The organism is Isoptericola maris (assembly GCF_048065335.1).
Taxonomy (GTDB): domain Bacteria; phylum Actinomycetota; class Actinomycetes; order Actinomycetales; family Cellulomonadaceae; genus Isoptericola; species Isoptericola rhizosphaerae.
Genome location: NZ_JBLUNY010000002.1, coordinates 467,519 through 493,137, shown reverse-complemented (window position 1 = coordinate 493,137; position 25,619 = coordinate 467,519). Strand labels below are relative to the sequence as shown.

Here is a 25,619-nt window from a genome sequence, read left to right as displayed (position 1 = left end):
GATGGCCTACGGCACCAACGGGCTGGCCGACCATCGCCTCGACGACGCGCTCGCGCTGCTCGCCGACCACGGGTACGGCGGCGTCGCCCTGACCCTCGACCACATGCACCTGGACCCGCTGGCGCCGGACCTCGCGGCGCGGACGACGGCGGTCCGGGGGATGCTCGAGCGGCACGGCCTGCGGGTGGTCGTGGAGACGGGCGCCCGCTACGTGCTCGACCCCCGCCGCAAGCACGAGCCGACCCTGCTGTCCGACGAGGGCAGGGAGCGCCGCGTCGCCCTGCTGCGTACCGCCGTCGAGATCGCCGCGGACCTCGGGTCGCCGGCGGTCCACCTGTGGTCCGGGATCCTGCCGGTGGGCACCTCGAGGGCGACGGGCCGCTCGCGCCTGCGGGCCGGCCTCGAGGAGCTGATCCCCGTCGCGGAGGCCGCGGGCGTCGTCCTCGCCTTCGAGCCGGAGCCGGGGATGCTCGTCGAGCGGGTCGACGACGTGCTGGACCTGCGCCGCGAGCTCGGCGACCCGGACGCCCTGCGGCTCACGGTGGACGTCGGCCACCTGACCTGCGTCGAGGACGCTCCCGGCCCTGACGTGGTGCGTCGCGTAGGGGACCTGATCGCCCACGTCCAGGTGGACGACATGGTGCGTGGCGTGCACGAGCACCTCGAGCTCGGCACCGGGGACGTCGACCTGCCCGGGGTCCTGACCGCGCTGCACGAGGCCGCGTTCGACGGCCTGGCCGCCGTCGAGCTGCCCCGCCACTCGCACGCCGCCGCTCGGCTCGTCGCCTCGAGTGCCGAGGCGATCCGCGCGTCGGCCTACCAGGCGGACATCCCGCTCAGACCCAGGAGGTGACCAGATGACCGCCGAGGAACGTCTCGCCGTGCTCGTCGGGGAGGTGCGGCACGATCCCGCGGCGCTGCCCCGGGTCTCCGCCCGCGCAGCCCGGGTGGTCGGTCGCGGCCCGGGTCTGGACGGCCGCCGGATCGAGGACGTCGCGCGGTCCCGGCTGCTGGTGGCCGCGTGCGAGACGGCGGGGCCGGACGTCGCGACCGACGTCGTCGCCGGGCAGTACGCCGTGGGCGACGCCGACGAGCGCCGCGCCGTGCTGATGGCGCTGCCCGACCTCGAGGAGCTCGGGCTCGGCGACGGCGCGGTGCCCGTCGTCCTCGACGCGCTGCGGACCAACGACACCCGGCTGGTGGCCGTCGCGATGGGCCCGTACGCCGCCGCGCACCTGCCGGTCGACGCCTGGCGCCACGGCGTCCTGAAGTGCCTGTTCACCGGCGTCCCGCTGGCCTCCGTCGCGGCCCTGGACGCCCGCCGCGACGCCGAGCTCGACCGGATGGTGCGCGCGTTCGCCGAGGAGCGCGAGGCCGCCGGGCGCGACGTCCCCGAGGACGCGCTGCGGCTGCTGGCCTCCGCCGACCACTGACCGACCGATCCCTCCGCGACGCCGCGGACCGACCCGAGGAGAGTGCCGTGCGCATCTTCGACCCGCACATCCACATGACCTCCCGGACGACCGACGACTACGAGGCGATGCACGCCGCCGGGGTGCGCGCCGTCGTCGAGCCCGCGTTCTGGCTGGGGCAGCCGCGCACGTCGGTCGGCTCGTTCGTCGACTACTTCGACGCGCTGCTGGGGTGGGAGAGGTTCCGCGCCGCGCAGTTCGGCATCGCCCACCACGCCACCATCGCGCTGAACCCGAAGGAGGCGAACGACCCGCGGCTGCTGGAGGTGCTCGACCTGCTCCCGCGCTACCTGGAGAAGGACGGCGTGGTCGCCGTCGGCGAGGTCGGCTTCGACTCGATGACCGACGCCGAGGAGAAGGTGATGGTCCGCCAGCTCGAGCTGGCCGGCGAGCACGACCTGCCCGTCATGGTCCACACCCCGCACCGCGACAAGGTGGCGGGCACCCGGCGCACCCTGGAGATCGTGCGGCAGGTGGGCCTGCCGCCGGAGCGCGTCCTCGTGGACCACCTCAACGAGAAGACCGTCGACCTGGTCGACGACGCGGGCTGCTGGGCCGGGTTCTCCGTCTACCCGGACACCAAGATGGACGAGGACCGGATGGTCGCGATCCTGGACCGCCGCGGCCTGGACCGCGCGCTGGTCAACTCGGCGGCGGACTGGGGACGTTCCGACCCGTTGAAGACGTACCGCACGGGCCGGGCCATGCTCGAGGGCGGCTACACCGACGACGACGTGGACCACGTGCTCTGGCGCAACCCGGTGGCGTTCTACGGCCAGAGCGGCCGGTTGCTGCTCGACGACGTGGTCGACGACGCCGGGGACTTCGCGGGCAACACGCTGCAGCGTGGTGAGCCGCTCGCGCCGGGCGGGTCGCAGGGCGTGCCGACCGCGGGCTCGGAGGGCTGAGCCGTGCGTCTGCGCCACCCCGACGGGAGCGTCCTGCACGTGTCCTACGGCACCAACGTCCACCCGGCGCAGGACGTCGACGGGCTCGTCGACCAGCTCCGGCGGTTCGGCGGCCCCGTGCGGCGGCGGCTCGGGGTGGACCGCCTCGGTCTCGGCCTGTGGCTCCCCGCCGAGGCGACGCGTCGGCTCGCGGCCGATCCCGCCGCCGTCGGTCTGCTGCGCAAGGCGCTCGACCACGAGGGACTGGAGGTCGTCACGGTCAACGCGTTCCCGTACGGCAACTTCCACGCGCCGGTGGTCAAGAAGGCGGTCTACCGGCCGGACTGGACCGAGGACGCCCGCCTCGAGTACACCCTCGACTGCGCGCAGGTTCTCGGCGAGCTCCTGCCCGACGACGTCACGCGCGGCAGCATCAGCACGCTGCCGCTGGGCTGGCGCGAGCCCTGGGACGCCGACCGTGCCGCCGCGGCCCGCGACCGGGTCGACCGGCTCGCCGAGGGGCTCGGGGAGCTGGAGGACCGCACCGGTCGTACGGTGCGGGTCGCGTTCGAGCCCGAGCCCGGCTGCGTCGCCGAGACGACCAGCGGCCTCGTCGAGCACCTGGACGGGGTCGATACCGAGCGGCTGGGCGCCTGCCTCGACCTGTGCCACCTGGCCACCGAGTTCGAGGACCCCGCCGCGGCGCTCGCGCAGCTCCACGGTGCGGGGGTCGACGTGGTCAAGACGCAGGTCTCGGCGGCGCTGCACTGCGACGACCCGACGGACCCCGAGGCGCTGGCCGCGCTGGAGGAGTTCGTGGAGGCGCGGTTCCTGCACCAGGTGCGCGAGCAGCAGGAGGCGTCGGTGGACCGCCGTGACGACCTGCCGGACGCGCTCGGCCGCGTGGCGGGCTCGGCGGGCCTGCCCGGCGACGGGCCGTGGCGGGTGCACGTCCACGTGCCGCTGCACGCCGACCCGCGCCCGCCGCTGCGGAGCACCCGGGAGGTCCTGACGGACGCGCTCGGCCTCCTGGTCGGTGGTGCGCACCCGCTCGTGGAGCACCTGGAGACCGAGACGTACACGTGGTCGGTGCTGCCCGCGCACCTGCGGCCCCGCGACGACGACGGCCTGGTGGCCGGCATCGCGGCGGAGCTGGACTGGACGCGCGCGCAGCTCGTCGACCGAGGGATGGAGGTCCTGTGAACCGGATGCTGGTGCTCGACGTGGTCGGGCTGACCCCACGCCTGCTGGAGCACATGCCGCGCCTGCGGGCGCTGACCGAGGGTGGCGGACGGGCGGAGCTGGGGACGGTGCTCCCGGCGGTGACCTGCTCGGTGCAGTCGACGTTCCTCACGGGCCGGATGCCCCGGGACCACGGCATCGTGGGTAACGGCTGGTACTTCCGCGACCTGGGCGAGCCGCTGCTGTGGCGTCAGCACCACCGGCTGGTCCAGGGCGAGAAGGTCTGGGAGACGATCCGGCACGAGCAGCCGGGCTACCGGGTCGCCAACGTGTGCTGGTGGTACGCCATGGGGTCGACGGCGGACACGACGATCACCCCGCGTCCCGTCTACCGCGCCGACGGCCGCAAGGAGCCGGACTGCTGGACGTGGCCGCCGGAGCTGCACGACGAGCTGGAGTCCGAGCTGGGTCCGTTCCCGCTGTTCACCTACTGGGGGCCGACGGCGAGCATCGCCTCCTCGCGGTGGATCGTGGCGGCCGCGCGGCGGCTGCTGCCGGACCACGACATGACGCTGGTGTACGTGCCGCACCTCGACTACGACCTGCAGCGGTTCGGCCCGGACGGACCCGAGGCGGTGGCGGCCGCGCAGGCGGTCGACGAGGTGCTCGCCCCGCTGCTCGACGACGCCGAGCGGACCGGCACCACCGTCGTCGCGCTCAGCGAGTACGGGATCACGGCGGCGCGCCGCCCGGTGGACGTCAACCGGGCCCTGCGCCGTGCGGGCCTGCTGCACGTGCACACGAACGCCACGGGCGAGCTGCTGGACCCGTGGACGTCGCGGGCGTTCGCCGTGGCGGACCACCAGGTGGCGCACGTCTACGTGCCGGACGAGGCCGACCTGGCCGAGGTCTCCGAGCTGCTGGCCGCGCTGCCCGGTGTGGCCGAGGTGCTGGACGCCGAGGGCCGCGCCGCGTACGGGCTGGACCACGAGCGGGCGGGAGACCTGGTGCTGGTCGCCGAGCCCGATGCCTGGTTCACCTACTACTACTGGCTGGACGACGCGAAGGCGCCGGACTTCGCGCGGTCGGTGGAGATCCACAAGAAGCCGGGGTTCGACCCGGCCGAGCTGTTCTGGGACCCCGCGGACCGCTGGGTGAAGGCGCGGGCGCTGCTGCACGTGCTGCGCAAGAAGACGGGCCTGCGGTCCGCGCTGCGGGTGGTGCCGCTCGACCCGTCGCCGGTGCGGGGCACTCACGGTCGCCTGCCGGCGGACCCGGCGGACGGCCCGGTGCTGCTGTCCTCGGTGCCGTTGGGCACGGAGCGCCTGGAGGCGACCGAGGTGCGGGACCTGCTGCTCAGGCTGTCGCGGCTGCCGAGCCCGGTGGGCTGACGGTCTCGCCGGTGAGCAGCTCGGGGTGCGCGAAGGCGTGCTCGGCGGCGGAGTGCGCCCCGCCGAGCACGCCGGCCCGGGCGCCGGCGATGCTGGTGACGACCCGCAGGTGCTGGGTCGCCAGCGGCAGCGAGCGGGCGTAGACGATCTCGCGGATGCCGGCGATGAGGTGCTCGCCGGCCCGTGACATGGATCCGCCGACGACGACGGCGGACGGGTTGAGCAGGCTGACGCAGCCGGCGAGCACGGCCCCGATCGACCGGCCGGCGTCGCGGACCGCCGCGGCGGCGCGGAGGTCGCCGTGCCGGACGAGCTCGACGACGTCGTTGGTGCTCTCCGCGGCGAGGCCCTGGGCTGCGAGGCGGGCGGCGACGGCGGCACCGCCCGCGATGGCTTCGAGGCACCCGGTGTTGCCGCACGTGCAGCGGACCGGTTTCGCCCCGGGGACGGCGATATGGCCGAGGTCGCCGGCGCTGCCCTGCGCACCGCGGTGGATCCTGCCGTCGGCCACGATGCCGGAGCCGATGCCGGTGGCGACCTTGACGTAGAGCAGGTGGCCGACGGCGGGCAGGGCGGTCGCGTGCTCGCCGAGAGCCATGAGGTTCACGTCGTTGTCGACGAGCACGGCGACGTCCCCGAGACGTTGTCGGAGCGCTCCCACGACGTCGCTGCCGTCCCAGCCCGGCATGATCGGCGGCTTGGTCGGGCGGCCCGTGGTGTGGTCGACCGGTCCCGGGACGCCGACCCCCACGCCCACCACGTCGCTCATCGGCCGGTCGAGGCCGGCGACCAGCCCCACGAGGATCTCGGCGACCCGGTCGAGCACGACGTCCGGGCCGTCGGCGATGTGGAGCTGCTCCATGTGCTCGGTGAGCTCGCGGCCCGTGAGGTCGGTGACGGAGACCCGCGCGTGGGTGGCGCCGAGGTCGACGCCGGCGACGAGCCGGGAGCCGGGTGCGAGCGCGAACGTCGCGGCGGGCCGGCCTCCGGTGGATCCGGCGTCGCCGACCGTGGCTGCGAGGCCGAGGCGCAGGAGCTCGTCGATACGCGCGGACATCGTGGAGCGGGAGAGCCCGGCCGTGCGCGCTAGCTCGGCGCGGGTGCGGTAACGCCCGTCGCGGAGCAGCCGCAGGACGGCACCGAGCTCGGGTGCCGAAACGGTCGCCATGCGGAGAAGTCAACCACATTGACCGACCTCTGCGAGGGAAGTTGTGCCCCGAAAGGTCATCTTTTGCTTCATGATCGGCAAAAGCAGGCCTAGGAAGGGCGGGCCTCCTGCTGCCGGAATAGCCGGGGCGACAGCGGGGTTCCACCGGATTGGACGCACACCCCCTCTGAGGAGACCACATCCACCCGAGCCCGCCCAGCACGACCCTGACGCACCGCCGCGAGGAGACCTTGATGACCGACACCACCCTGCAGGACCTCGCGTCCCTTCCCACCGCCCAGCTGCTCACGAGCGACGGGTCAGGCCCGGGGAACCCGGCGTGGGTGGTGTCCCTCGGCCACGACCTCTACGTGCGGTCGGCGCCAGGCGGGGAACGGCTGCACCCGGGCGGTGGCGGGGCACGCGTGCGGGTGGCCGACGTCGTGCACCACGTGACGCTCGCCGAGGTGGCGCCCGAGGTGCACGGCCCGCTCGACGACGCCTACCGGGCGAAGTACGGGCACTGCGCCCCGGAGCGGGTCTCCGCCGTCGTCTCGGACGCTGCGGCGGCCACGACGTTCCGGGTCAGCACCCGCCGCCCGACGCTCTGGGAGCGCACGGCGCCGCTGCTGGACCGGGCGCAGGCGTGGTGGGACAGGGTCCGCGCGGAGCGTGGCGTGGCTCGCCCGGGAGAGGTGCCCTGCCCCAGCTGCTGAGCCGGCGGACCTGCCGTCAGCGCCGTCGTCGGCGTTGTGGGGACGGGTCGGCGAGGCCGTCGGCGCTGTCCAGTGCCTCGAGCGTCGCGATGAGCGTCTGGGCGTCGTGGGAGCCCTGGTGACGGGTGCCGTCGAGGAAGAACGTCGGTGTCCCGCGGGCGCCGCTGGCCGCCGCGCTGACGGTGTGGTCCTGCACGAGGGCGTGCAGGGCGTCGTCGGCGAGGTCGGCGTCGAACTGCTCCAGGTCCAGGCCGAGCTCCTCGGCGTAGCCGCGCAGGTCCTCCGCCTCGAGGCGGGACTGGTGGGCGAACAGCAGGTCGTGCATCTCCCAGAAGCGGCCCTGCCGCGCCGCCGCCTCCGACGCGACGGCGGCGAGCAGCGCCCGAGGGTGCACGTCCTCCTGCGGCAGGTGACGCACCACGTACCGGACGCGGTCGCCGAAGTGGTCGCGCAGGTCCCGCCACATCCCGGTGGTCCGGGCGCAGAACGGGCACTCGAAGTCGAAGTACTCCACCACGGTGTGCGGCGCGTCGGGGTCGCCCCGCACGTGGTCGTGGCGCAGGTCGACCGGCGGGTCCAGCGTCAGGGGCAGGTCGGCGCTCTCCTCGCCCCACCGCACCCGTGCTGTGGCGAACAGTGCCCAGGCGACCAGCGAGGCGATCACCAGCGCGAGCAGCACGCCCACGGTGGCGGCCTGGCGCTGTGCCGCGTCGTCGAAGGCCAGGTCGACCACGAGCAGCGAGACGGTGAAGCCGATCCCGGACAGGGCCGCGCCGCCGAGCACGCTGCCGGGCCCCACGCCGTCGGGCAGGGTGCCGAGCCCGAGCCGGACGGCCACCCACGTGCCGACGCTGATGCCCACCAGCTTGCCGACGACCAGCCCGGCGACCACGCCCCACGTGATCGACGAGCCCAGCGCGTCGCCGAGCGCGCCGCCCCGCAGCTCGATCCCGGCGTTCGCGAGCGCGAACAGCGGCACGACGACGAGGAGCACCGGGGTGTTGAGCACCTGGTGCAGCCGGTGGTTCACCGAGATGGACCGCGCCAGGCCGAGGTGGACGTCGCGGGCGACGCTCGCGCTGGGGGACTGCCAGTAGGCGCGGTACAGGTTCTTGGTCCGCACGACGTCGTCACGGCGGGTGAGCGCGGCGGGCACCAGCAGGCCTGCGAGCATCCCGGCGATGGACGGGTGCACCCCGGCCTGCACGGTGGCCCCCCACAGCACGACCACCACGACCACGTACGGGGCGCTGCGCCACTCGCGCATGCGGCCCAGCAGCCACAGCGCGCCGAGGCACGCCAGCGCGAGGAGCAGCGGGCCGACCCGTATCGCGTCGGAGTAGACGACGCCGATGATCGTCACCGCGAGGAAGTCGTCCACCACCGACAGGGTCAGCAGGAAGACGCGGAGCTGGTTCGACATCGCCGGGCCGACGAGGGCGAGCACGCCGAGCAGGAACGCGGTGTCCGTGCCGACGACGACGCCCCAGCCCTCGGGTGCCTGCCGGCCGGCCACCGCGAGATAGATCAGCGCGGGGACCGCGACGCCGACGGTGCCGGCGACGAGCGGGACCAGGCGCTGGCTGCGCCGGCGGAGGGAGCCGATCGAGAGCTCCTGGCGTACCTCGAGGCCGACGACGAAGAAGAACAGCACCATGAGGCCGTCGTTGATCCAGTGGTGCAGGTCCATGTCGAAGGCGAGCTCGCCGACCTCGATGTTGATCGGCGTCTCCCACAGGTGCTCGTACGAGCCGGACAGCGGCGAGTTGGCCCAGAGCAGGGCGAGCGCGGTGACGGCCAGGAGCAGCAGGGCGGCACCCGAGTCGGTACGCAGCCAGGCTGCCAGCGGTCGTCCGGCCATCGTCGCTCCCGTCCAGAGACGCACCCCGGAAGCCTACTGCGGCCGACGCCGGGTGGACGCGGATCGTGGCGCGCCTCACCCGGCGTCCGGGTGTCAGTACACCGACGGCCAGCCGTCGTCGTACCGGAGCAGGTTGATCCCCAGGAACGACGCTCCCGACGCCGCGTAGTAGTGGTACATCAGCACGTCGGCGTCGGCGTCGCTGAAGACGGTCTGGTGGCCCGGGCCGTGGACCGAGCCGTGGCTCGCCAGGACCTCCGTGCCGCCGCCGGCCGTCATCGGCACGCCGGCCTGGTCCACGTACGGGCCGGTGACCGAGGTCGAGCGGCCCACCATGACGCGGTACGTGCTGTCGGCGCCCTGGCAGCAGGAGTCGAACGACACGTACAGGTAGTAGTAGCCGTCGCGGTGGTGGATGCTCGGCGCCTCGATCGCGCCGCCGCCGCGGCCGGCGATCGAGTGGAACGCCGACCCGGAGCGTTCCCCGGTGGCCGGGTCGAGGCGGATCATCTTGATGCCGGACCAGAACGAGCCGAAGCTCATCCACCAGGAGCCGTCGGCATCGACGAAGACGTCGGGGTCGATGGCGTTGAAGTCGTCGCCCGCACCGGACTCGACGACCTTCCCGCGGTGCGTCCAGGTGCCCGCGGCCCCGGACGGGCTGGTGGCCAGGAAGATCGCCGAGGTGTTCTCGCCGAATGACGACGCCGAGTACCAGAGGTAGTACTGACCGTTCGTGTGGTGGATCTCGGGCGCCCACAGGTGGGCGCTGCCGCCGGTGTAGGGGTCGGCCCACGGCGTGCCGTCGGGGAACGCCGAGCCGGCGTCGGTCCAGTGCGTGCGGTCGTCCGACGTCTTGAGCGGGACGCCGGGCCCGGTGCTCGCCACGAGGTAGCCGCCGGACGGCGTCCGGGTCACCTCGGGGTCGTGCAGGCCGGTGTCGCCGGTGACGGGGCCGGGTCCGGGGTAGCTCGTCCCGGTCCCGCCGTCGCCACCGCCCTCGACGCGTACGAGGCTCCAGCGCTGGTTCGCGCCGTCGAGGTCGTCGAACTGCGAGACGCGGGCGCCGTCGGCGGTCGACCACTCCCACACCTCGAGCGCCTTGCCGCTGTTGCGGTTGACCAGCCGGACGGTCCCGTCGGCGGAGTCGACCAGGCGGAACTGCTGGTTCGTCCCACCGGTGTCGGCCCACTGGACCACGTCCGCGCCGTCGGCGGTCGACCGGCCGGAGACGTCGAGGACCTTGCCGCTGTGCCGCGACTGCAGCCGGTGATAGCCGTCCCCGGAGTCGAGGAACCGCCACTGCTGCCAGGCGCCGTCGTTGCGCTCCCACTGGACGATGCCGGCGCCGTCGTCGGTGGCGGCCTCGTAGACGTCGAGCGCCTTGCCGCTGTGCTGGTTGACGAGCACGTACCAGGCGTTCGGGTCGACGGTGGCCGCGCGGGCCGGGATGCCGGCGGCGACGGTCCAGCCGGCGGCGAGCGCGAGTGCCGTGACGAACGCGGCGAGGAGTGCCGCGACGGTGCGCCGGGAGTGCCGGGTGTGCTGAGCTCGGGCGATGGTGCGGGCTTCCATGGGTCCTCCACGTTGAGGGTGGTCGCGAGCACCGCAAACTTACATCGATGTAGATGCGATGGCAACGGCTCGTGCCGGCCCGGCCACCGTGGGTGGGCCGGCACGGCGCCGGCCGGCCTCAGTCCGCGAAGAGCGCCTCGAGCACCCGGACCACGCCGTGCTCGGCGTTGCTCGGTGCGGTGTGCCGGGCGTGCGCCAGGACGTCGGGGTGGGCCCCGGCCATGGCGAACGACCACTCGGCGGCGTCGAGCATCTCGATGTCGTTGAGGTAGTCGCCGAACACCATCGTCTGCGCGGGCGTCACGCCGAGCTCGGCCTGGAGCCGGCGCAGGCCGCGGCCCTTGTTGACACCGGTGGGCATGACGTCGATCCAGTGCGGGCTGGACACCACGACCTGGTGGGTGGCGCGCAGGTGCTCGAGCACGGGCAGCGTGCCGGTGGCCGAGTCGACGTCGTCGTACACGGCGACCTTGAGGACGTCGTCGTCGACGGCGAGCAGGTCCTCGACGACCTCCAGCTCGAGGTAGTAGGTGCGCACGTGGTCGACGAACCGCGCGTCCGCGCGCTCGACGTAGGCGCCCCGCTTGCCGGCGAGGACGGCGCCACCGTCCCGGCTGGTGCCCAGTCCGCGCACGGCGTGGACGACGGCGGTGACGCCGTCCCGGTCGAGCGTCTCGGAGGACACCTCGGCCCCGCCGCGCGTGACGAGGGTGCCGTTCTCGGCGATGATCACCAGCTCGTCGTGGCCGGGGGTGGTGGCAGGCGGGAAGGACGCGGCGATGGTGGCGTGCTGACGTCCGGAGGCGGGGACGAACGCGATGCCGGCGTCGTGCATGCGCTCGAGCAGCGGCCACAGGCCGTCGGGGACGGCGCCGTCGGGGTCGAGCAGGGTGCCGTCCATGTCGGTGACGACCAGGCGGACCTGGTCCGGGCGGGGGAGCGAGGGCAGTGGCATGGTTCCATGATCGGCCGGGGACGGCGACGCGTGCACCGCCGTCCGTGGCGTGCCGAATAGGTGGATCGGGACCGGTATGCGACGCATACCGGTCCCGATCCACATATTCGGCGACCGGAGGAGGGTCAGGCGTCGAGCACCAGGGCGATGACGACCGGCTCGCGGCGGGAGGTGCGGGCCAGCGACCGCCCGACGGCACCCGCCAGACGCTTCTCGAGCTCCTCGCCCTCGGTGATGCCGCGCTCCGCGGCGTCGCCGAGCGCCTTCGTCAGGGCCTTGGTGGCCGCCTCGAGGCTCTCCGGGCTCTGGACGAACCCGCGGTGCAGGTACTCCGGGGGCTCGGCGAGCTCCGTCGTGCCCGGCTTCAGCAGCACGAGCACGGTCAGCACGCCGCCGGCGCTGAGCTGGCGACGCTCCGCGAGCGTGTCCTCGGTCGCGTGGCCCACCGTCTGTCCGTCGACGAACACGAGGTCCGCCTGGACCTGGCCGACGATCTTCGCGGTGCCGTCGACGAGGTCGACGACCACGCCGTCACGGGTGATCAGCACCTTCTCCGGGTCGACGCCGGTGCGCTCGGCGAGCGCACCGTTGGCGTGCAGGTGCTTGGGCTCGCCGTGGACCGGCATGACGTTGCGCGGCTTGAGGATGTTGTAGCAGTAGACGAGCTCGCCGGCGCTGGCGTGGCCCGAGACGTGCACGCGGGCGTTGCCCTTGTGCACGACGTTCGCGCCGAGGTCCGTCAGCTTGTTGATGATCCCGTAGATCGCGTTCTCGTTGCCCGGGATCAGCGAGCTGGCCAGCAGCACGGTGTCGCCCTCGCTGATGCGGACCTCGTGCGACTCGTTGGCCATGCGGGACAGCGCGGCCAACGGCTCGCCCTGGGACCCGGTGCAGATCAGCGTCACCTGCTCGGGCGCCATGCCACGCGTCTTCTTGTAGTCGATCACCATGCCGCGCGGGACCGTGAGGTATCCGAGCTCGCGCGCGATCCGCATGTTGCGGACCATCGAGCGGCCCACGAAGGACACCTTGCGGCCGACCGCGTGGGAGGCGTCCAGCACCTGCTGGATCCGGTGGACGTGACTGGCGAAGCTGGAGACGATCACCCGGCCCGGGGTGGTGCGGAAGACCTGTTCGATCGCCGGGACCAGGTCGCTCTCGGAGATCGAGAAGCCGGGGACCTCGGCGTTGGTGGAGTCGACCAGCAGCAGGTCGAGGCCCTCCTCGCCGATGCGGCCGAAGGCCCGCAGGTCGGTCAGCCGCCCGTCGAGCGGGAACTGGTCCATCCGGAAGTCTCCGGTGTGCAGCACGGAGCCCGCGGCGGTGCGGATGACGACGGCGAGACCGTCCGGGATCGAGTGGTTCACGGCGATGAACTCGAGGTCGAACGGGCCGGTGGAGTACCGGTCGGTCGCCTCGACCCGCTTCAGGACCGGCTTGATGCCGTGCTCCTTGAGCTTCTCGGCGATGAACGCCAGCGTCAGCTCGGACCCGACGAGGGGGATGTCCGGACGGAGCTTCAGCAGGTACGGCACGCCACCGATGTGGTCCTCGTGCCCGTGCGTGAGGACGATCGCCTCGATGTCGTCGAGCCGGTCGGTGATGCTCGCGAAGTCGGGGAGGATCACGTCGACGCCGGGCTGGTGGTCCTCGGGGAAGAGGACGCCGCAGTCGACGACGAGGAGTCGCCCGGACTGCTCGAAGACCGTCATGTTGCGGCCGATCTCGCCGACGCCGCCGAGCGGCGTGATCCGCAGAGCCTTGCGGGAGAGCCGGGGAGGGCGCGTCAGGTCACGGGGAGCGGTGTGCATCTCAGCTCCCCCCGTCCAGCGTGCCGGCGAGGCGGTCGAGCCTCGCCGCGGTGTCAGGGTTCGCGCCGACGATCCTGACGGTCTTGCCCTTCGACTCGTACTTGGTGCGGACTGCGTCGAGGCTTGCGACCGTCGAGGCGTCCCAGACGTGGGCATTGGTCATGTCGATCACGATACGGTGCGGGTCTCCTGAGTAGTCGAACTGGTAGACGAGATCGTTCGAGGACGCGAAGAACAGCTCGCCCTCGACGGCGTAGACGCGCTCGTCGTCAGCATCTGATGCGTCGAGGCGCGTCACGGTGGTGAAGTGGGCCACGCGGCGCGCGAAGAGCGCCATCGCGACCAGGACGCCGACGCCGACGCCGTAGGCCAGGTTGTGGGTCCAGACCGTGACGATCACGGTGGACAGCATCACGGCCGTCTCCGAGCGGGGCATCCGCCGCAGCGTGCCGGGCCGGACCGAGTGCCAGTCGAACGTGCCGACGGACACCATGATCATGACGGCGACGAGCGCGGCCATCGGGATGACGGCGACCACGTCGCCGAGCCCGACGACGAGGACCAGCAGGAACACGCCGGCGAGGAACGTCGAGATCCGGGTGCGCGCGCCGGACACCTTCACGTTGATCATGGTCTGGCCGATCATCGCGCAGCCGCCCATGCCCCCGAAGAACCCGGTGATGATGTTGGCGGCTCCCTGACCCCACGCCTCGCGCGTCTTGTTCGAGTGCGTGTCGGTGACGTCGTCGACCAGCTTGGCGGTCAGCAGCGACTCGAGGAGGCCCACCAGGGCCATGGCCAGCGCGACCGGGGCGATGATCTGGAACGTCTCGATGTTCAGCGGCACGTCCGGCACGAGCAGCGACGGCAGCGACTGGGGCAGCTCGCCCTCGTCGCCGACAGTCGGGACGTTGATCGCGGCGAGGACGGTCGCGCTCGTGATGAGCACGATGGCGACGAGCGGCGCGGGGACCACCTTGGTCAGCCGCGGGAGCAGCACCATGATCACGAGGCCGACGATCACCAGGCCATAGATCCACCAGCGGTTGCCGGCCGTGACCTTGTCACCGAACAGGTGCGGGAGCTGCGAGGTGAAGATGAGGATCGCCAGGGCGTTGACGAACCCGACCATCACCGAGCGCGGGATGAACCGCATGAGCCGGGCGATGCCCAGCAGGCCGAGGGCCACCTGGAAGACGCCGGCGAGGATCACCGTGGCGATGAAGTACTCGATGCCATGGTCGCGGGCCACGGGTGCGATGACCAGGGCGACCGCCCCGGTGGCGGCGGAGATCATGGCGGGCCGGCCGCCGAGGAACGAGATCGAGACCGCCATCGTGAACGACGCGAACAGCCCCAGCCGTGGGTCGACGCCCGCGATGATCGAGAACGCGATCGCCTCCGGGATGAGCGCGAGAGCGACGACGAGACCCGCCAGGACCTCGGTCCTGAGGATCCGGGCGGACCGCAGCGCCGTCAGCACGGAGTAGGTCTGGCCCGCCTCGGGCGCACCGGTGACGGGCCGCGGCACGGGGGCGGGATCGGGCAAGGGAGCACGGGCGTCGTTCGGCACGCAGCATCTTTCGGCTTCGGTGGGCGCGCACGCCCGCGGACCGGGTCGCGAGACACGGTCGGGATGGACAAGGACAGCGCACGCGACGCTGCGCACGGGAAGAAGGTGGGCTCGGTCGCGCCGGTGACGGCGCAGAAAGGGTGAGCCGTGGAGAACTCTACCCTGACGTCAAGGCAGGTTTGGTGTCAGCGGGTCCAGGGCGATGTCCGGGTGGCCGCGTTCGAAGGCACGGGCGTGCCACACGTCGCGCAGCAGCGCCAGGGTGGCGCCGTCGCGGCGACGCGCGACCTCGGCCCCCGGGTAGGCCGCGACCGTGGCGGCGTGCTCGGGGTCGACGTAGCGCGCGACCGAGAGCGGGAGGGTCTCGAGGACCATCGGCGCCGAGAACTCGTGCTCCATGCGGAACGCGGCGACCTCGAACTGCAGCGGACCGACCGCCGCGAGGACCGGGCTGGCGTCGCCGCGCAGGTCGGAGACGAGGACCTGGACGACGCCCTCCTGCTCGAGCTGGGCCATGCCCTTGCGGAACTGCTTCGAGCGTCCCGGGTCGGAGGACCGTGCGACGGCGAAGTGCTCGGGCTCGAACGCCGGCATCGGCGGGAACCGCACGGACGGGCCGGACGGCTCGTGGACGGTGTCGCCGACGGCCAGCGCGCCCGCGTTCACCAGCCCGACGACGTCACCGGGGTAGGCGTCCTCCACGGTCGAGCGCTCGCGGCCGAACACCGACAGGGCGTACTTCGTCGCGAACGGCCGCCCGGTGCGCTGGTGCGTGACGTTCATGCCACGCTCGAACCGCCCGGAGCACACCCGGATGTACGCGACGTGGTCGCGGTGCTTGGGGTCCATCCCGGCCTGCATCTTGAACACGAACCCGCTGAACGGTGCGTCGACGGGGCGGTCGCCGCCGTCGGCGGTCGGCCGTGCGGCCGGCGCGGGGGCGAGGTCGACGACGGCGTCGAGGAGCTGCCGGACACCGATGTTGGCCAGCGCCGCCCCGAAGAGCAGGGGCGTGGTCTCGCCGCTGCGGAACGTGCCGACGTCGACCGGTTCCAGGAGCTGGGCGCCCTCGAGCGCCTCGACGTAGTCGTCGTCGAGCTCCTCGGCGGCTCGGGCCGCGTCGAGCGTGCGCTCCTCGGCGATCGAGGCGCCGCCCGGTGCGCGGCGGTAGGTGGTCACGTGGCCGTCCTGGCGGTCGAGCAGACCGAGGAACCGGCCCGCCTCGCCGACGGGCCAGGTCACCGGCGTGGGCCGCAGACTGATGCGCTCCTCGAGCTCGTCGCAGAGGTCGAGGACCTCACGCCCCGGCCGGTCCCACTTGTTGACGAAGGTGATGACGGGCACGCCGCGGCGGCGGCAGACCTCGAACAGCTTGAGGGTCTGCGGCTCCAGGCCCTTCGCGGAGTCCAGGAGCATGACGGCGGCGTCGACCGCGGTCAGCACGCGGTAGGTGTCCTCGGAGAAGTCCGCGTGCCCCGGGGTGTCCAGCAGGTTGATGACGACGTCGCGGTAGACGAACTGCAGCGCGGCCGAGGTGATCGAGATGCCGCGCTTCTGCTCCATCTCGAGCCAGTCGGAGACGACGCCGGAGCGGTTGCCCTTGCCGTGCACCGCGCCTGCCTGGTCGATGGCGTGGGCGTGCAGGGCGAGGGCCTCGGTGAGCGTCGACTTGCCGGCGTCGGGGTGGGAGATGACGGCGATGCTGCGCCGTCGGGCGGCCTCGGCCGTGACGGACGTGTTCTCGGTGGCGAGCGTGGTCATCGGGAGCCGGCCACCACCGTGCGTCGGTCGTCCAGCTCGCGGCGCAGGTTGCCGGCGAACTCCTCGGCGCTCTCTAGCTGGGCGCGCAGGCTCTGGCAACGCAGCTCGGCCGCCGCCTCGAACGTGCTCAGCCGTTCGAGCGTGGCCTCGCGTCCCGCGGTACCGGCGTCGTCGCGCTCCAGCTCGTCGAGCGTGGTGAGCAGGTCGCGCATCTCCTCGAGGGAGAAGTCCAGCGGCTTCATCTGCTTGACGAGCAGGAGCCGCGCGATGTCCGAGTCGGTGTACAGCCGAAAGCCGCCGTGCGAGCGCGCGGACGGGATGACGAGGCCGACCTCCTCGTAGTAGCGGATCGTGCGCAGGGAGAGGCCGGTACGCTCCGACACCTCGCCGATCTGCTTGCGGTCCTGTCCCATGGCTCTCCGTTCGACGTCCGTACCCTACCGTCGCGGCAGGGACGGGACGTCGCTCCCTCCTGTGATGCGTACCGCTCCCTGGCGACCGGCGCCGGACACGTCATCCGGCTGCCCCGGCGTCCCGAGCGAGCGGTCCGAACGTGATCGACCCCGTGGTGCTCGGCGAGCTCGCACCGCTGCTGGCTGCGGCCCTGGGGATCACGGTCGCGGACCGACGGCGGCGTCCGCCACGGATCACCCGCTCCAGGGTGCTCACGTCCTGACCGCGTCTACCCGTCGCGTCCGTGCTCGGATACGGTCGGAACGTGCAGCTGCTGGTCGTGGAGGACAACGAGCATGTCGCCGGCGCGCTCGTCTCCGTCCTGGGCAAGCACGGGTACGAGGTGCTCCGGGCGGCCGACGGCGCGAGCGCGCTCGACGCGCTGAGCCCGCGGACGGACCTCGTGCTGCTCGACCTGGCGCTGCCGGACATGGACGGGTTCGAGGTCTGCCGCCGGATGCGCAAGGTCTGCGACACCCCGATCATCATGGTCACCGCACGTACCCAGCTCGAGTCGCGGGTGCGGGGCCTGGAGCTCGGCGCCGACGACTACGTGACCAAGCCGTACGACATCCGCGAGGTCCTCGCCCGCATCGACGCGGTGCTGCGCCGCGGCCGGTCCCGGGAGTGGGACGGCCGCGCCGACGTCGCCCGGATCGACGTCGGCGAGGTGCAGGTCGACCTCGCCGCCCGCGTGGTGCGCCGCACCGACGGCGACGTCGTGTCGCTCACCCGCAAGGAGTACGACCTGCTCGCGCTGCTGGTCCGCCACCGCGGCACGGCGCTCGCCCGCGAACGCATCCTGCGGGAGGTGTGGGGCTCCAGCTGGAAGGGGCTCGGCCGCACCCTCGAGGTCCACATCGCCTCCCTGCGCCGCAAGCTCGGCGAGCCCGCCGTCGTCGAGACGGTGCGCGGCGTGGGGTACCGCGTCGGGCAGCAGTGACGTGCGGAGCCGACTCGCCGCGCTCGTCTACGTGCCGCTCGCCCTGGTCATCCTGCTGCTCGGCATGCTCTACGCGGGGAGCGTGACGCGCGCACACCAGCAGGAGGTCTTCCTGGACCGGCTGCGCGACACGAGCTACCTGGTGCTGCCCGCCCGTCAGGCGATCGTCGCCGACGACCCGTCCCTCGTCGCGGGAGACCTCGAGAGGTACCGGCAGGTGTACGGCATCCGTGCCGGCGTCGTCGACCAGGCCGGGGTCACCGTCGCAGCGGAAGGGCTGGAGATCCACGACTACGCGGAACGGCACGCGGCGCTCGCGGGCCGCCGCGCGGAGATGCGCGAGACGTTCTGGCCCTGGGACGCGCAGCGGATCGTGGTCGCCGAGCCCATCTTCGACGGCGGGGACCTGGTCGGCGCCCTCGTGACGTCGTCGGACGCCGTGAAGGTGCAGCGCGCGATCTGGTACAGCTGGGCGCTCCTCGGTGCGGCGGGCGTGGTGATGGCGCTGCTCGCGCTGGTCCTCGCCGACCGCACGGCGGGCTGGGTGCTGCGGCCGGTCCGCGCCGTCGACCAGGCGATGGAGAAGATGGGCGGTGGGCGGCTCGACGAGCGCATCCCACCGTCGACCGGGCCGCCCGAGCTGCGCCAGGTGGTGAGCCGATTCAACGAGATGGCGGAGCGCGTCGAGCACCTGATGCGCCGCCAGCAGGAGTTCGTGGCCAACGCCTCGCACGAGCTGCGCAACCCGCTCAACGCCCTGATGCTGCGCATCGAGTCGCTCGCACTGACCGTCGAGGCCGAGGACGCGGACGACGTCGAGCACGTGCGGGCCGAGGCCGAGCGCATGGCGCAGATCCTCGACGCCCTGCTCCTCCTGGCCGACGGCACGAGCATGTCCGCCGCGCAGCCCGTCGACGTCGCCGACCTCGTGGCGCGGCGCGTCGAGGGCCGCAAGGTCCTCGACCCGGACCGGGAGATCCGGCTCACCACGCCCGGCGGCGAGGTCCTGGCTGCCGCCGACCCCACCGCGCTCGAGAGCGCGTTCGACACCGTCGTCGAGAACGCGATCAAGTTCGCGCCGGCGTCCGAGCCGGTCGACGTCCTCGTGGTCCGCGAGGCCGGCAGGATCGAGATCGTCGTCCGCGACCACGGGCCGGGCGTGCCCGCCGAGCAGCTCGAACGCCTCACGGAACGCTTCTGGCGGAGCCCGGGCCACAGCTCGGTGCGCGGCTCGGGGCTGGGCCTGGCGATCGCCTCGGAGCTTCTCGCCGCGCTGGGCGGCGATCTGCGGCTCGATCTGCCCGACGACGGCGGACTGCGGGTGCGGCTGCAGGTCCCGGCCTGGGAGGCGGGGGAGTGAGGCGGGCCGTCGCGACGGCGCTGTCGCTGCTCGCCTCCGCCGCGCTGCTGGTGGCGTGCACGGCGGGGGACAGCGACCCGTGGGAGGGCCAGCGTCCCCAGAGCCTGACCATCGCGACCGGTGGGACCAGCGGCATCTACCACGGCTACGGCCAGGCGCTCGCGGCGCAGCTCTCCGACCAGTACGGGATCGAGGTGGAGGTGCTCAGCACCGGGGGGTCCGTGGACAACCTGCAGCTCGTCGCCGACGGGACCGCGGACGTGGCCTTCAGCGCCGCGGACGCGGTGGCGGACGCCGTCGACGGCGAGGGCGCCTTCAGCGATCCGGTCGAGGTCAAGGCGCTCGCCCGCGTGTACGACGACTTCGCGCACCTGGTGGTGCCGGCCGACTCGCCGGTCGAGGAGATCACCGACCTGCGGGGGCTGCGCGTGTCCGTCGGAGCGCCGCGGTCCGGCACCTCGCTCATCGCGGGCCGGGTGCTCGAGGCCGCGGGAGTGCCGATCGACGACCTGCGGGTTACGGAGCTCGGGATCACCGAGTCGATCGACGCGCTGGAGCACGGCAGCCTCGACGCCGTGTTCTGGTCAGGAGGGCTGCGGACGCCCGGCATCGTGGGACTGTCCCAGGACATGCCCGTCCGGCTGATCCCGCTCGGGGACGTGGTCGACGGACTGCGCACCCAGTACGGCCACGGGTACCGGCACGGCGTGGTACCCGAGGGCGTCTACGGTGTCGCCGACGACGTGGAGACGCTCGCGGTCCCCAACGTCCTGGTGGTCGGCCCCGGCATACCCGACGGTGTCGCGCACGGGCTGGTGCAGACCCTCTTCGAGACGCGCAGCGAGATCTCCGTGCTCGTTCCCTCGGCGGCGCTCCTCGACCGGTCGCGGGCGATCTACACCGAGCCGGCCGAGCTGCAGGCCGGGGCGCTGCGGTACTACCAGGAGGTCAAGTCGTGACCGTCAGCGCGAGACCGCTGCCGAGAGCGGCGGCACGAGCCGCAGCCGGTGGCCGACGCCACGGCGCCACGGGGTCTCCGGGGTGACCGTCGAGGGGTAGCCGCGGGGGTGCTCCTGCTGCCACCGCCAGTGGTCCCGGCAGATCTGCGTGAGGTCCCGGGTGGCCGACCAGCTCAGCTCGGCTGCCGAGCGCCGGGTGTCGGCGACCGACGTGGTGACCGTCTCCGGCGGCGTGGGCACCACCCGGTGGGGCACGTCGCGACCGGTGACCTCCGCGAACGTCCGCAGGACCTGGTGCACGCTGCTGGCCTCGCCCGTCCCGAGGTTCCACGTCCGCACGGCCTCCGCGGACGGTTCGTCGAGGGCGGCGAGGGCTGCGACGTGGCCTGCCGCGACGTCGGAGACGTGGACGTAGTCGCGCACGGCTGTCCCGTCGAGGGTGGAGTGGCCGTCGGCGTGCACCTCGACGTGGCCCCGCAGCCCCAGAGCCACCTCGCCGAGCCGCGTCAGCAGGCTGGACGGTGCACCGTTGCGGTCCTCGCCGATGCGTCCGGACGGGTGGGCGCCGACGGTGTTGAAGCAGCGCAGCACGGCGACGCGCAGGGCGGCACCGGCCCGGGCGACGTCGCGCAGCAGCTGCTCGTTGGTGACCATGGTGCGCCCGAGGGTCGAGACCGGTACGAGCGGGGCGTCCTCGGCGAAGGGGGTGCCGCCGTCGGCCCCGGCATCGCCGTAGACCGCCGCGGAGGAGGACAGCACGAGCCGGTCGACGCCGTACCAGGTCATGCATCGCAGCAGCGTGAACGTGGTGGTCAGGTTGGTCTCGTAGGCGTCCAGGGGCCGGTCGACGCACTCCGACGCGGACCGCAGCCCGGCGAGGTGGACGACGGCGTCGGCGTTCGCGCCGGCGAAGATCCGCTCCATGGCGTCGATGTCGGCGACGTCGGCGGCGTGGGTGCGCACCCGCTGCCGGGAGATCGCCTCGCCGCGGGCCAGAGAGGCCGGGGTGCCGCGGGAGAAGTCGTCCACGACGTCCACCTCGTGGCCCGCCTGGACCAGTGCGAGCACCACGTGGGACCCCAGATAGCCCGCGCCGCCCGTGACCAGGACCCGCATCTGACACACCTCGCACCACGTTGCTGACGTGCCGCCATGATGGCGGTGCCCCGACGTGCAGACCAGGGGAGTTGAGGTAGTCAAGAGCATCACGGGCGAACGTGTGTGACGTGTGCCACGCTGGCGCCATGCTGAGACTCCTGGCCCGGACCGCGGTCCTGCTGCTCGCCGTGGCCGTCGGGATGCTCCTGACCGACTGGGCGTTCGCCGCGCTCGGCTGGCAGACGTTCGACATCCACTGGGCGAGCCCGCTGGCGTTCGTGCTGGCCGTGGTCGTCTTCGCGGTCGCCCAGGCCGTCCTCACACCGTTCTTCGCCAAGGTGGCCCGCGACAACGCTCCCGCGATGCTGAGCGCCGTCGGGCTCATCACCACCTACGTGGCGCTCCTGATCGCCGTCCTCGTGGCGCCCGACGGCCTCGACATCTCGGGATGGCTGGGATGGATCGTCGGCCCGGTCATCGTCTGGATCGTGACGCTGCTGGCGAACTTCCTGCTGCCGGCCCTGCTGCTCAAGAACGCCGTCGAGAAGCGGCGCCAGGACGCTGACGGCTAGGTTCCGCGGCTCAAGGCCGTCATCGAGGACGAGCTCGACCACCATCCCTGACGAGCAGCTCCGCGTCGTCGACCAAGCCGCTCGCACGATCGCCGCACGTCACGTCGACTCAGCCACCCGACCCCGCGTCGGGAGACCTGTCGTGGCGGTCCGGGCTCGGCGGCGTCAGAGCTGCTGGCGCACGCCCGCTGCCCGGGCGATCCCCTCCACCTGCTCCTCGAGGTCGTCACGCAGCGGTTTGATCCCGTCGCCCCGGCGCAGCACCGGCAGCCGCACGGGATGGTCGGCCTCCTCGAGGACGAACCCGAGGGCGGCGTAGAGCGCCAGCAGCGCCAGGACGAGCCCGAGGACACCGGCGACGGCCTCCCAGGGGCCGGACCCGGTGAGCTCGGCGACGCCGGTCAACGCGAACCGCGCCGCCGAGCCGACCATCACACGCCGGCGACCATGGCCATCCCGGTGCCGGCGATCGGGTCCCGCGCGCCGAAGCCGACGATCGCGGCCAGCGACTGCAGGGGCACGGTGAGCACGAGCACGGCCAGCGCCACGGTCCGTTCCTCCTCCGGGCCGAGGATGCCGAGCTGCAGGCAGCTGAACCCGACGGTCGCCAGGGCCAGCGCCATGAAGCCCAGCGGGAGCGGGTTGCAGCACCGCGGCCGTCTCCGCCTCCGGCGACCAGGCCGCCGTCGTGCACGTCAACGACGAGACGTCCGCGCGCACGGTCGCTCTGGATCTCTCCGGCTTCGGCGAGGTGGCCGCCGCCGCCACCGTCACCCCGGTGGTCACCTCCGCCGACGGCTACCTCGTCGAGGGCGACCCGGTCGAGGTGGAGGAGGCCGACGGCGCGGCGAGCGCCACGCTGACCGTGCCTGCCGAGTCCGTCACCACCTTCGTCGTCGACGGCGTCTCCGGCGTGGCCGACGACGCCCCGCTCGTCCAGGAGGGCCACGTCTACCGGATCGACGGCGTGCAGTCCGACCGCTCGCTGGCCCCGGCCGGCGACGGGCTGCAGATCGCCACCGACGACGCCGCGGCGGACCAGCTCTGGACGCTGACGGACCTGGGCGCCCCGGAGGGCTGGGGCTCGCACCGGGCGCGGTACGCGGTGACCAACGTGGCCACCGGTGAGCAGCTCGCCGTCGACACGGACACCTCGGCCGTGCTGGTCGAGGCGTCCGCCGACCCGGCGGACGCTCCCGAGGCGGCACGCTGGATCCTGTCGACCACGGGCGACGGCACGTACACGCTGGTGAACGCGTCGTCGGGCACGTTGCTCGAAGTGGGCGGCGGCGCCACGACGGACGGCTCTCCGGTGGGGACCTACCGGGCCAACTCCGGTGCCAACCAGCGCTGGGAGATCGTGGACGAGACGCTGCTCGGCACGGAGCCGGTCGACGTCTTCACCACCCCCGGCGCGGTGCCGCTGCTGCCGGAGACGGTCACGCCCGTGTACCCGGACGGTGCGGGGGACGCGCTGCCCGTCGTCTGGGACGTCCCGGGCGACGACGCCTGGGCCGAGGCGGGCACCGTGGAGGTGACCGGCACGGTGGCGGACCCGGCCGGCGGCACGGTCGCCGCGACGGCGACCGTCACCGTCGACGTGCTCGACTCGACGCGCACGGCGTCCGCGTCGACGTACGTCGGTGGTGAGCCGGAGCTGCCCGCCACGGTGACGGCTGTGACGGCCCGCGGCGTCGACGTGGAGCGCGCGGTGACGTGGCAGGAGGCGACCGACGGCGTGTACGACGAGATCGGCGTGGTCCAGCTCTCCGGGACCGCCGACGCCGGCGCGGGCGGCACGCTGCCGGCCACCGTGCGGGTGCTGGTCACCGAGCCCGGCGAGGCGAACGCCGCGACGGCCGACGGCACCACCGTGTCGGCCACGTACACCGAGCCGGGCTACCCGGCGGACCGGGTGGTCGACGGCGACCGGAGCGACAAGGGCTGGTCCAACTGGCGGTCGGGCGACAAGAACCCGACCGACACCCTCACGGTGAACCTGCCCCGGCAGCGCGACGTCACGGGCGTCGACGTGTACTTCTACGTCGACGGCTCGCACCCGAGCTGGGCGCGGAGCGTCCAGGTCGAGGCGCACGTCGACGGCGCGTGGCAGGCCGTCGGGGACCCGGTCGAGGTGACGCAGGACGGCGGGGCGCCGGTGGCCGAGGTCGCGGCGGACGTGCGCAGCGACGCCGTCCGGGTCGTGCTGACCGCCCAGGAGGCGACGCACCTGGTCGTCAGCGAGATCGAGGTCATGGCGAAGGTGCCGGGCGAGGCCACGCCGGCGTGGGAGGAGGGCGCGACCTACACCGGTGGCGACGCGGTGTTCCACGACGGCTCGTACCACGTGGCGCAGTGGTGGACCCGGGATGCTCCGGGCCAGGCCGTGTGGGGCTCGTGGCAGGAGACGGTCCGCACGGCGTCGGGCGACGCCCTGTGGACACCGTCGCGCGTGTTCACCGCCGGTGACGTCGTCGTGCACGACGGCGAGACCTACGTGGCGCAGTGGTGGACCCGCAACCAGGAGCCCGGCGACGCCCACGGCCCCTGGGCCGCGAGGTAGTGCCGAACGTGCCTCGGCAGGGTTCGCCCCCCCTTTCTGGCGGGTGCGGCGCTAGCCTGGAACGCAGATCCCCGGACCGCGGGGCCGAGGGCGGCCGGAGGGCAGCGATGGAGGACGAGACCGTCGGGATCGTCGGCGGCGGCATCGTCGGGCTCGCGGTCGCCCGCGAGGTCCTGCGGCGGCGCCCGGGCACCCGCGTCGTCGTCCTGGAGGCCGAGGACCGCCTGGGCGCGCACCAGACGGGCCACAACTCCGGCGTCGTGCACGCCGGGATCTATTACCGGCCGGGCAGCCTCAAGGCGCGGCTCTGCGCGCGCGGCCGCGACCTGCTGCGGGAATACTGCGCCGAGCACGGACTGCCGTACGACCGGGTCGGCAAGCTCGTCGTGGCCGTCTCCGACGGCGAGCTGGCCCGGTTCGACGCCCTGGAGCGGACCGCCCGTGAGAACGGGGTGCCCGGCCTGCGCCGCCTCGAGGGCGCGGAGATCGCCGACGTCGAGCCGCACACCGTCGGGTTCGCCGCCCTGCACTCGCCGCGGACCGCCATCACGGACTTCGTGGCCGTGTGCGCCCAGCTCGGGCGGGACGTCGAGGCCGCCGGCGGGCGGGTGCTCCTCGGTGCGCGCGTGACCGGCGTCCGGCGCGAGGGCGCCCGCGTCGTCGTCTCCTGCGGGGACGAGCGGCACACCGTGGACCGGCTCGTGGTGTGCTGCGGCCTCCAGTCCGACCGCCTCGCCGGTTTGGTCGGCGGCGGCCGCGGCCCCGCGATCGTCCCGTTCCGGGGCGACTACATGACGGTCCGCCCGGCCAAGCGCGACCTGGTGCGCGGCATGGTCTACCCCGTGCCCGACCCCCGCTACCCGTTCCTGGGCGTGCACTTCACGCGGACCGTGGGCGGGGACCTCGAGGTCGGCCCCAACGCCGTCCTGGCCCTGGACCGCGGCAGCTATCGGCGGCTCGCGGTGAGCCCTCGCGACACGGCTGCCGTGCTCGCCTGGCCCGGGTTCTGGCGCATGGCCGCCCGGCACTGGCGCACCGGCGTGCGGGAGCTGTACGGCTCGGCCGTGACGTCCGCCTACATGGCCGCCGCGCAGCGCTACGTCCCGGCGATCGGCACCGCCGACGTCGTGCGCGGACGGACGGGCCTGCGCGCGCAGGCCGTCGAGCGGGACGGCACCCTGGTCGACGACTTCGTCATCGAGACGTCCGACGGCGTCACGAGCGTGCGCAACGCGCCCTCGCCCGCCGCGACGTCGAGCCTCGCGATCGCCGAGCACGTGGTCGACCACGTCTACCCGGTGTCGCGGCCCCGCCCTGATCAGCGCTGCTAACCTCCCGGT

Annotated in this window: 24 protein-coding genes; 13 read left to right on the top strand and 11 right to left on the bottom strand. The window is 73.2% G+C overall.

What is annotated here, in order from left to right; all coding sequences use genetic code 11:
* The first annotated feature begins 1 nt into the window (after window position 1).
* Genes ACH5HR_RS06490 through ACH5HR_RS06470 form a run of 5 tightly spaced genes read left to right on the top strand, consistent with a single transcriptional unit; the run spans window position 2 to window position 4,932 of the window.
* Window positions 2-853, top strand: a complete 852-nt coding sequence (locus ACH5HR_RS06490; protein WP_402373932.1) for a sugar phosphate isomerase/epimerase family protein — start codon at window positions 2-4, stop codon at window positions 851-853.
* A gap of 4 nt (window positions 854-857) precedes the next feature.
* On the top strand, window positions 858-1,433 hold the full coding sequence (locus ACH5HR_RS06485) for an EboA domain-containing protein (RefSeq protein ID WP_416476853.1): 576 nt from the start codon (window positions 858-860) through the stop codon (window positions 1,431-1,433).
* 47 nt (window positions 1,434-1,480) lie between these two features.
* Window positions 1,481-2,380 (top strand): TatD family hydrolase, encoded by a 900-nt coding sequence (locus tag ACH5HR_RS06480; protein WP_402373003.1) that lies wholly within the window; start codon window positions 1,481-1,483, stop codon window positions 2,378-2,380.
* 3 nt (window positions 2,381-2,383) lie between these two features.
* Entirely contained in the window at window positions 2,384-3,562 is a 1,179-nt protein-coding gene (eboE, locus tag ACH5HR_RS06475) for a metabolite traffic protein EboE (RefSeq protein WP_416476851.1), read from the top strand.
* Between the two features lie 5 nt (window positions 3,563-3,567).
* Window positions 3,568-4,932, top strand: coding sequence for an alkaline phosphatase family protein (locus tag ACH5HR_RS06470; RefSeq protein WP_416476913.1), 1,365 nt, complete (start codon window positions 3,568-3,570; stop codon window positions 4,930-4,932).
* Here ACH5HR_RS06470 and ACH5HR_RS06465 read toward each other — a convergent pair.
* On the bottom strand, window positions 4,898-6,100 hold the full coding sequence (locus ACH5HR_RS06465; RefSeq protein ID WP_416476850.1) for an ROK family transcriptional regulator: 1,203 nt from the start codon (window positions 6,098-6,100) through the stop codon (window positions 4,898-4,900). The genes ACH5HR_RS06470 and ACH5HR_RS06465 overlap by 35 nt on opposite strands.
* A 233-nt stretch (window positions 6,101-6,333) precedes the next feature.
* On the opposite strand from ACH5HR_RS06465, the gene ACH5HR_RS06460 reads away from it, so the two are divergent.
* Window positions 6,334-6,795, top strand: a complete 462-nt coding sequence (locus tag ACH5HR_RS06460; RefSeq protein WP_402373011.1) for a DUF2255 family protein — start codon at window positions 6,334-6,336, stop codon at window positions 6,793-6,795.
* 16 nt (window positions 6,796-6,811) lie between these two features.
* Here the strand turns inward: ACH5HR_RS06460 and nhaA are convergent, their stop codons facing one another.
* The 7 genes from nhaA to ACH5HR_RS06425 form a co-directional block, all read right to left on the bottom strand.
* Complete coding sequence (gene nhaA / locus ACH5HR_RS06455) at window positions 6,812-8,656, bottom strand: Na+/H+ antiporter NhaA (RefSeq protein ID WP_416476849.1); 1,845 nt, start codon at window positions 8,654-8,656, stop codon at window positions 6,812-6,814.
* A 93-nt stretch (window positions 8,657-8,749) separates the two neighbouring features.
* Entirely contained in the window at window positions 8,750-10,231 is a 1,482-nt protein-coding gene (locus ACH5HR_RS06450; RefSeq protein ID WP_416476848.1) for an RICIN domain-containing protein, read from the bottom strand.
* Between the two features lie 118 nt (window positions 10,232-10,349).
* Window positions 10,350-11,186 (bottom strand): Cof-type HAD-IIB family hydrolase, encoded by an 837-nt coding sequence (locus ACH5HR_RS06445; protein WP_402373019.1) that lies wholly within the window; start codon window positions 11,184-11,186, stop codon window positions 10,350-10,352.
* Between the two features lie 125 nt (window positions 11,187-11,311).
* Window positions 11,312-12,997 (bottom strand): ribonuclease J, encoded by a 1,686-nt coding sequence (locus ACH5HR_RS06440; protein WP_416476846.1) that lies wholly within the window; start codon window positions 12,995-12,997, stop codon window positions 11,312-11,314.
* 1 nt (window position 12,998) lies between these two features.
* Window positions 12,999-14,570, bottom strand: a complete 1,572-nt coding sequence (locus tag ACH5HR_RS06435; protein ID WP_416476844.1) for a SulP family inorganic anion transporter — start codon at window positions 14,568-14,570, stop codon at window positions 12,999-13,001.
* Between the two features lie 168 nt (window positions 14,571-14,738).
* The gene (locus ACH5HR_RS06430; RefSeq protein ID WP_416476843.1) at window positions 14,739-16,331 is read right to left on the bottom strand and encodes a peptide chain release factor 3; all 1,593 of its coding nucleotides are present in this window, start codon (window positions 16,329-16,331) and stop codon (window positions 14,739-14,741) included.
* On the bottom strand, window positions 16,328-16,744 hold the full coding sequence (locus ACH5HR_RS06425) for a MerR family transcriptional regulator (RefSeq protein ID WP_416476841.1): 417 nt from the start codon (window positions 16,742-16,744) through the stop codon (window positions 16,328-16,330). Before ACH5HR_RS06425 ends, ACH5HR_RS06430 begins: the two co-directional genes overlap by 4 nt.
* 140 nt (window positions 16,745-16,884) lie before the next feature.
* Here ACH5HR_RS06425 and ACH5HR_RS06420 point away from each other — a divergent pair, with 140 nt between their 5' ends.
* The 4 genes from ACH5HR_RS06420 to ACH5HR_RS06405 are packed head-to-tail and all read left to right on the top strand — an operon-like array spanning window position 16,885 to window position 20,046.
* The gene (locus tag ACH5HR_RS06420) at window positions 16,885-17,007 is read left to right on the top strand and encodes a hypothetical protein (protein ID WP_416476840.1); all 123 of its coding nucleotides are present in this window, start codon (window positions 16,885-16,887) and stop codon (window positions 17,005-17,007) included.
* A gap of 42 nt (window positions 17,008-17,049) precedes the next feature.
* Entirely contained in the window at window positions 17,050-17,727 is a 678-nt protein-coding gene (locus ACH5HR_RS06415) for a response regulator transcription factor (RefSeq protein WP_402373034.1), read from the top strand.
* 1 nt (window position 17,728) lies between these two features.
* Entirely contained in the window at window positions 17,729-19,087 is a 1,359-nt protein-coding gene (locus tag ACH5HR_RS06410) for a sensor histidine kinase (RefSeq protein WP_416476838.1), read from the top strand.
* A complete protein-coding gene (locus ACH5HR_RS06405; protein WP_416476837.1) occupies window positions 19,084-20,046 on the top strand; it encodes a TAXI family TRAP transporter solute-binding subunit in 963 nt (320 codons plus the stop codon). The genes ACH5HR_RS06410 and ACH5HR_RS06405 overlap by 4 nt, the downstream gene beginning before the upstream one ends.
* A gap of 3 nt (window positions 20,047-20,049) precedes the next feature.
* Here ACH5HR_RS06405 and galE read toward each other — a convergent pair whose 3' ends face one another.
* On the bottom strand, window positions 20,050-21,162 hold the full coding sequence (galE, locus tag ACH5HR_RS06400) for a UDP-glucose 4-epimerase GalE (protein ID WP_416476836.1): 1,113 nt from the start codon (window positions 21,160-21,162) through the stop codon (window positions 20,050-20,052).
* 128 nt (window positions 21,163-21,290) lie between these two features.
* On the opposite strand from galE, the gene ACH5HR_RS06395 reads away from it, so the two are divergent.
* The gene (locus ACH5HR_RS06395; RefSeq protein WP_416476835.1) at window positions 21,291-21,716 is read left to right on the top strand and encodes a hypothetical protein; all 426 of its coding nucleotides are present in this window, start codon (window positions 21,291-21,293) and stop codon (window positions 21,714-21,716) included.
* Between the two features lie 165 nt (window positions 21,717-21,881).
* On the opposite strand, the gene ACH5HR_RS06390 is transcribed toward ACH5HR_RS06395, so the two are convergent.
* Window positions 21,882-22,151 (bottom strand): hypothetical protein, encoded by a 270-nt coding sequence (locus tag ACH5HR_RS06390; protein ID WP_416476834.1) that lies wholly within the window; start codon window positions 22,149-22,151, stop codon window positions 21,882-21,884.
* Window positions 22,148-22,339 (bottom strand): hypothetical protein, encoded by a 192-nt coding sequence (locus tag ACH5HR_RS06385; RefSeq protein ID WP_416476833.1) that lies wholly within the window; start codon window positions 22,337-22,339, stop codon window positions 22,148-22,150. Before ACH5HR_RS06385 ends, ACH5HR_RS06390 begins: the two co-directional genes overlap by 4 nt.
* Window positions 22,340-22,404: 65 nt before the next feature.
* On the opposite strand from ACH5HR_RS06385, the gene ACH5HR_RS06380 reads away from it, so the two are divergent.
* Entirely contained in the window at window positions 22,405-24,279 is a 1,875-nt protein-coding gene (locus ACH5HR_RS06380) for an RICIN domain-containing protein (protein WP_416476832.1), read from the top strand.
* Between the two features lie 107 nt (window positions 24,280-24,386).
* Window positions 24,387-25,610, top strand: a complete 1,224-nt coding sequence (gene lhgD / locus ACH5HR_RS06375; RefSeq protein ID WP_416476831.1) for an L-2-hydroxyglutarate dehydrogenase — start codon at window positions 24,387-24,389, stop codon at window positions 25,608-25,610.
* Window positions 25,611-25,619 lie beyond the last annotated feature (9 nt).

Coding starts and splice junctions, on each gene's coding strand:
- ACH5HR_RS06490 (WP_402373932.1), top strand. CDS start 2: ATGGCCTACGGCACCAACGGGCTGGCCGACCATCGCCTCGACGACGCG.
- ACH5HR_RS06425 (WP_416476841.1), bottom strand. CDS start 16,744: ATGGGACAGGACCGCAAGCAGATCGGCGAGGTGTCGGAGCGTACCGGC.
- ACH5HR_RS06470 (WP_416476913.1), top strand. CDS start 3,568: ATGCTGGTGCTCGACGTGGTCGGGCTGACCCCACGCCTGCTGGAGCAC.
- galE (WP_416476836.1), bottom strand. CDS start 21,162: ATGCGGGTCCTGGTCACGGGCGGCGCGGGCTATCTGGGGTCCCACGTG.
- lhgD (WP_416476831.1), top strand. CDS start 24,387: ATGGAGGACGAGACCGTCGGGATCGTCGGCGGCGGCATCGTCGGGCTC.
- nhaA (WP_416476849.1), bottom strand. CDS start 8,656: ATGGCCGGACGACCGCTGGCAGCCTGGCTGCGTACCGACTCGGGTGCC.
- ACH5HR_RS06460 (WP_402373011.1), top strand. CDS start 6,334: ATGACCGACACCACCCTGCAGGACCTCGCGTCCCTTCCCACCGCCCAG.
- ACH5HR_RS06450 (WP_416476848.1), bottom strand. CDS start 10,231: ATGGAAGCCCGCACCATCGCCCGAGCTCAGCACACCCGGCACTCCCGG.
- ACH5HR_RS06440 (WP_416476846.1), bottom strand. CDS start 12,997: ATGCACACCGCTCCCCGTGACCTGACGCGCCCTCCCCGGCTCTCCCGC.
- ACH5HR_RS06485 (WP_416476853.1), top strand. CDS start 858: ATGACCGCCGAGGAACGTCTCGCCGTGCTCGTCGGGGAGGTGCGGCAC.
- ACH5HR_RS06445 (WP_402373019.1), bottom strand. CDS start 11,186: ATGCCACTGCCCTCGCTCCCCCGCCCGGACCAGGTCCGCCTGGTCGTC.
- ACH5HR_RS06430 (WP_416476843.1), bottom strand. CDS start 16,331: ATGACCACGCTCGCCACCGAGAACACGTCCGTCACGGCCGAGGCCGCC.
- ACH5HR_RS06395 (WP_416476835.1), top strand. CDS start 21,291: ATGCTGAGACTCCTGGCCCGGACCGCGGTCCTGCTGCTCGCCGTGGCC.
- ACH5HR_RS06465 (WP_416476850.1), bottom strand. CDS start 6,100: ATGGCGACCGTTTCGGCACCCGAGCTCGGTGCCGTCCTGCGGCTGCTC.
- ACH5HR_RS06385 (WP_416476833.1), bottom strand. CDS start 22,339: ATGGCGCTGGCCCTGGCGACCGTCGGGTTCAGCTGCCTGCAGCTCGGC.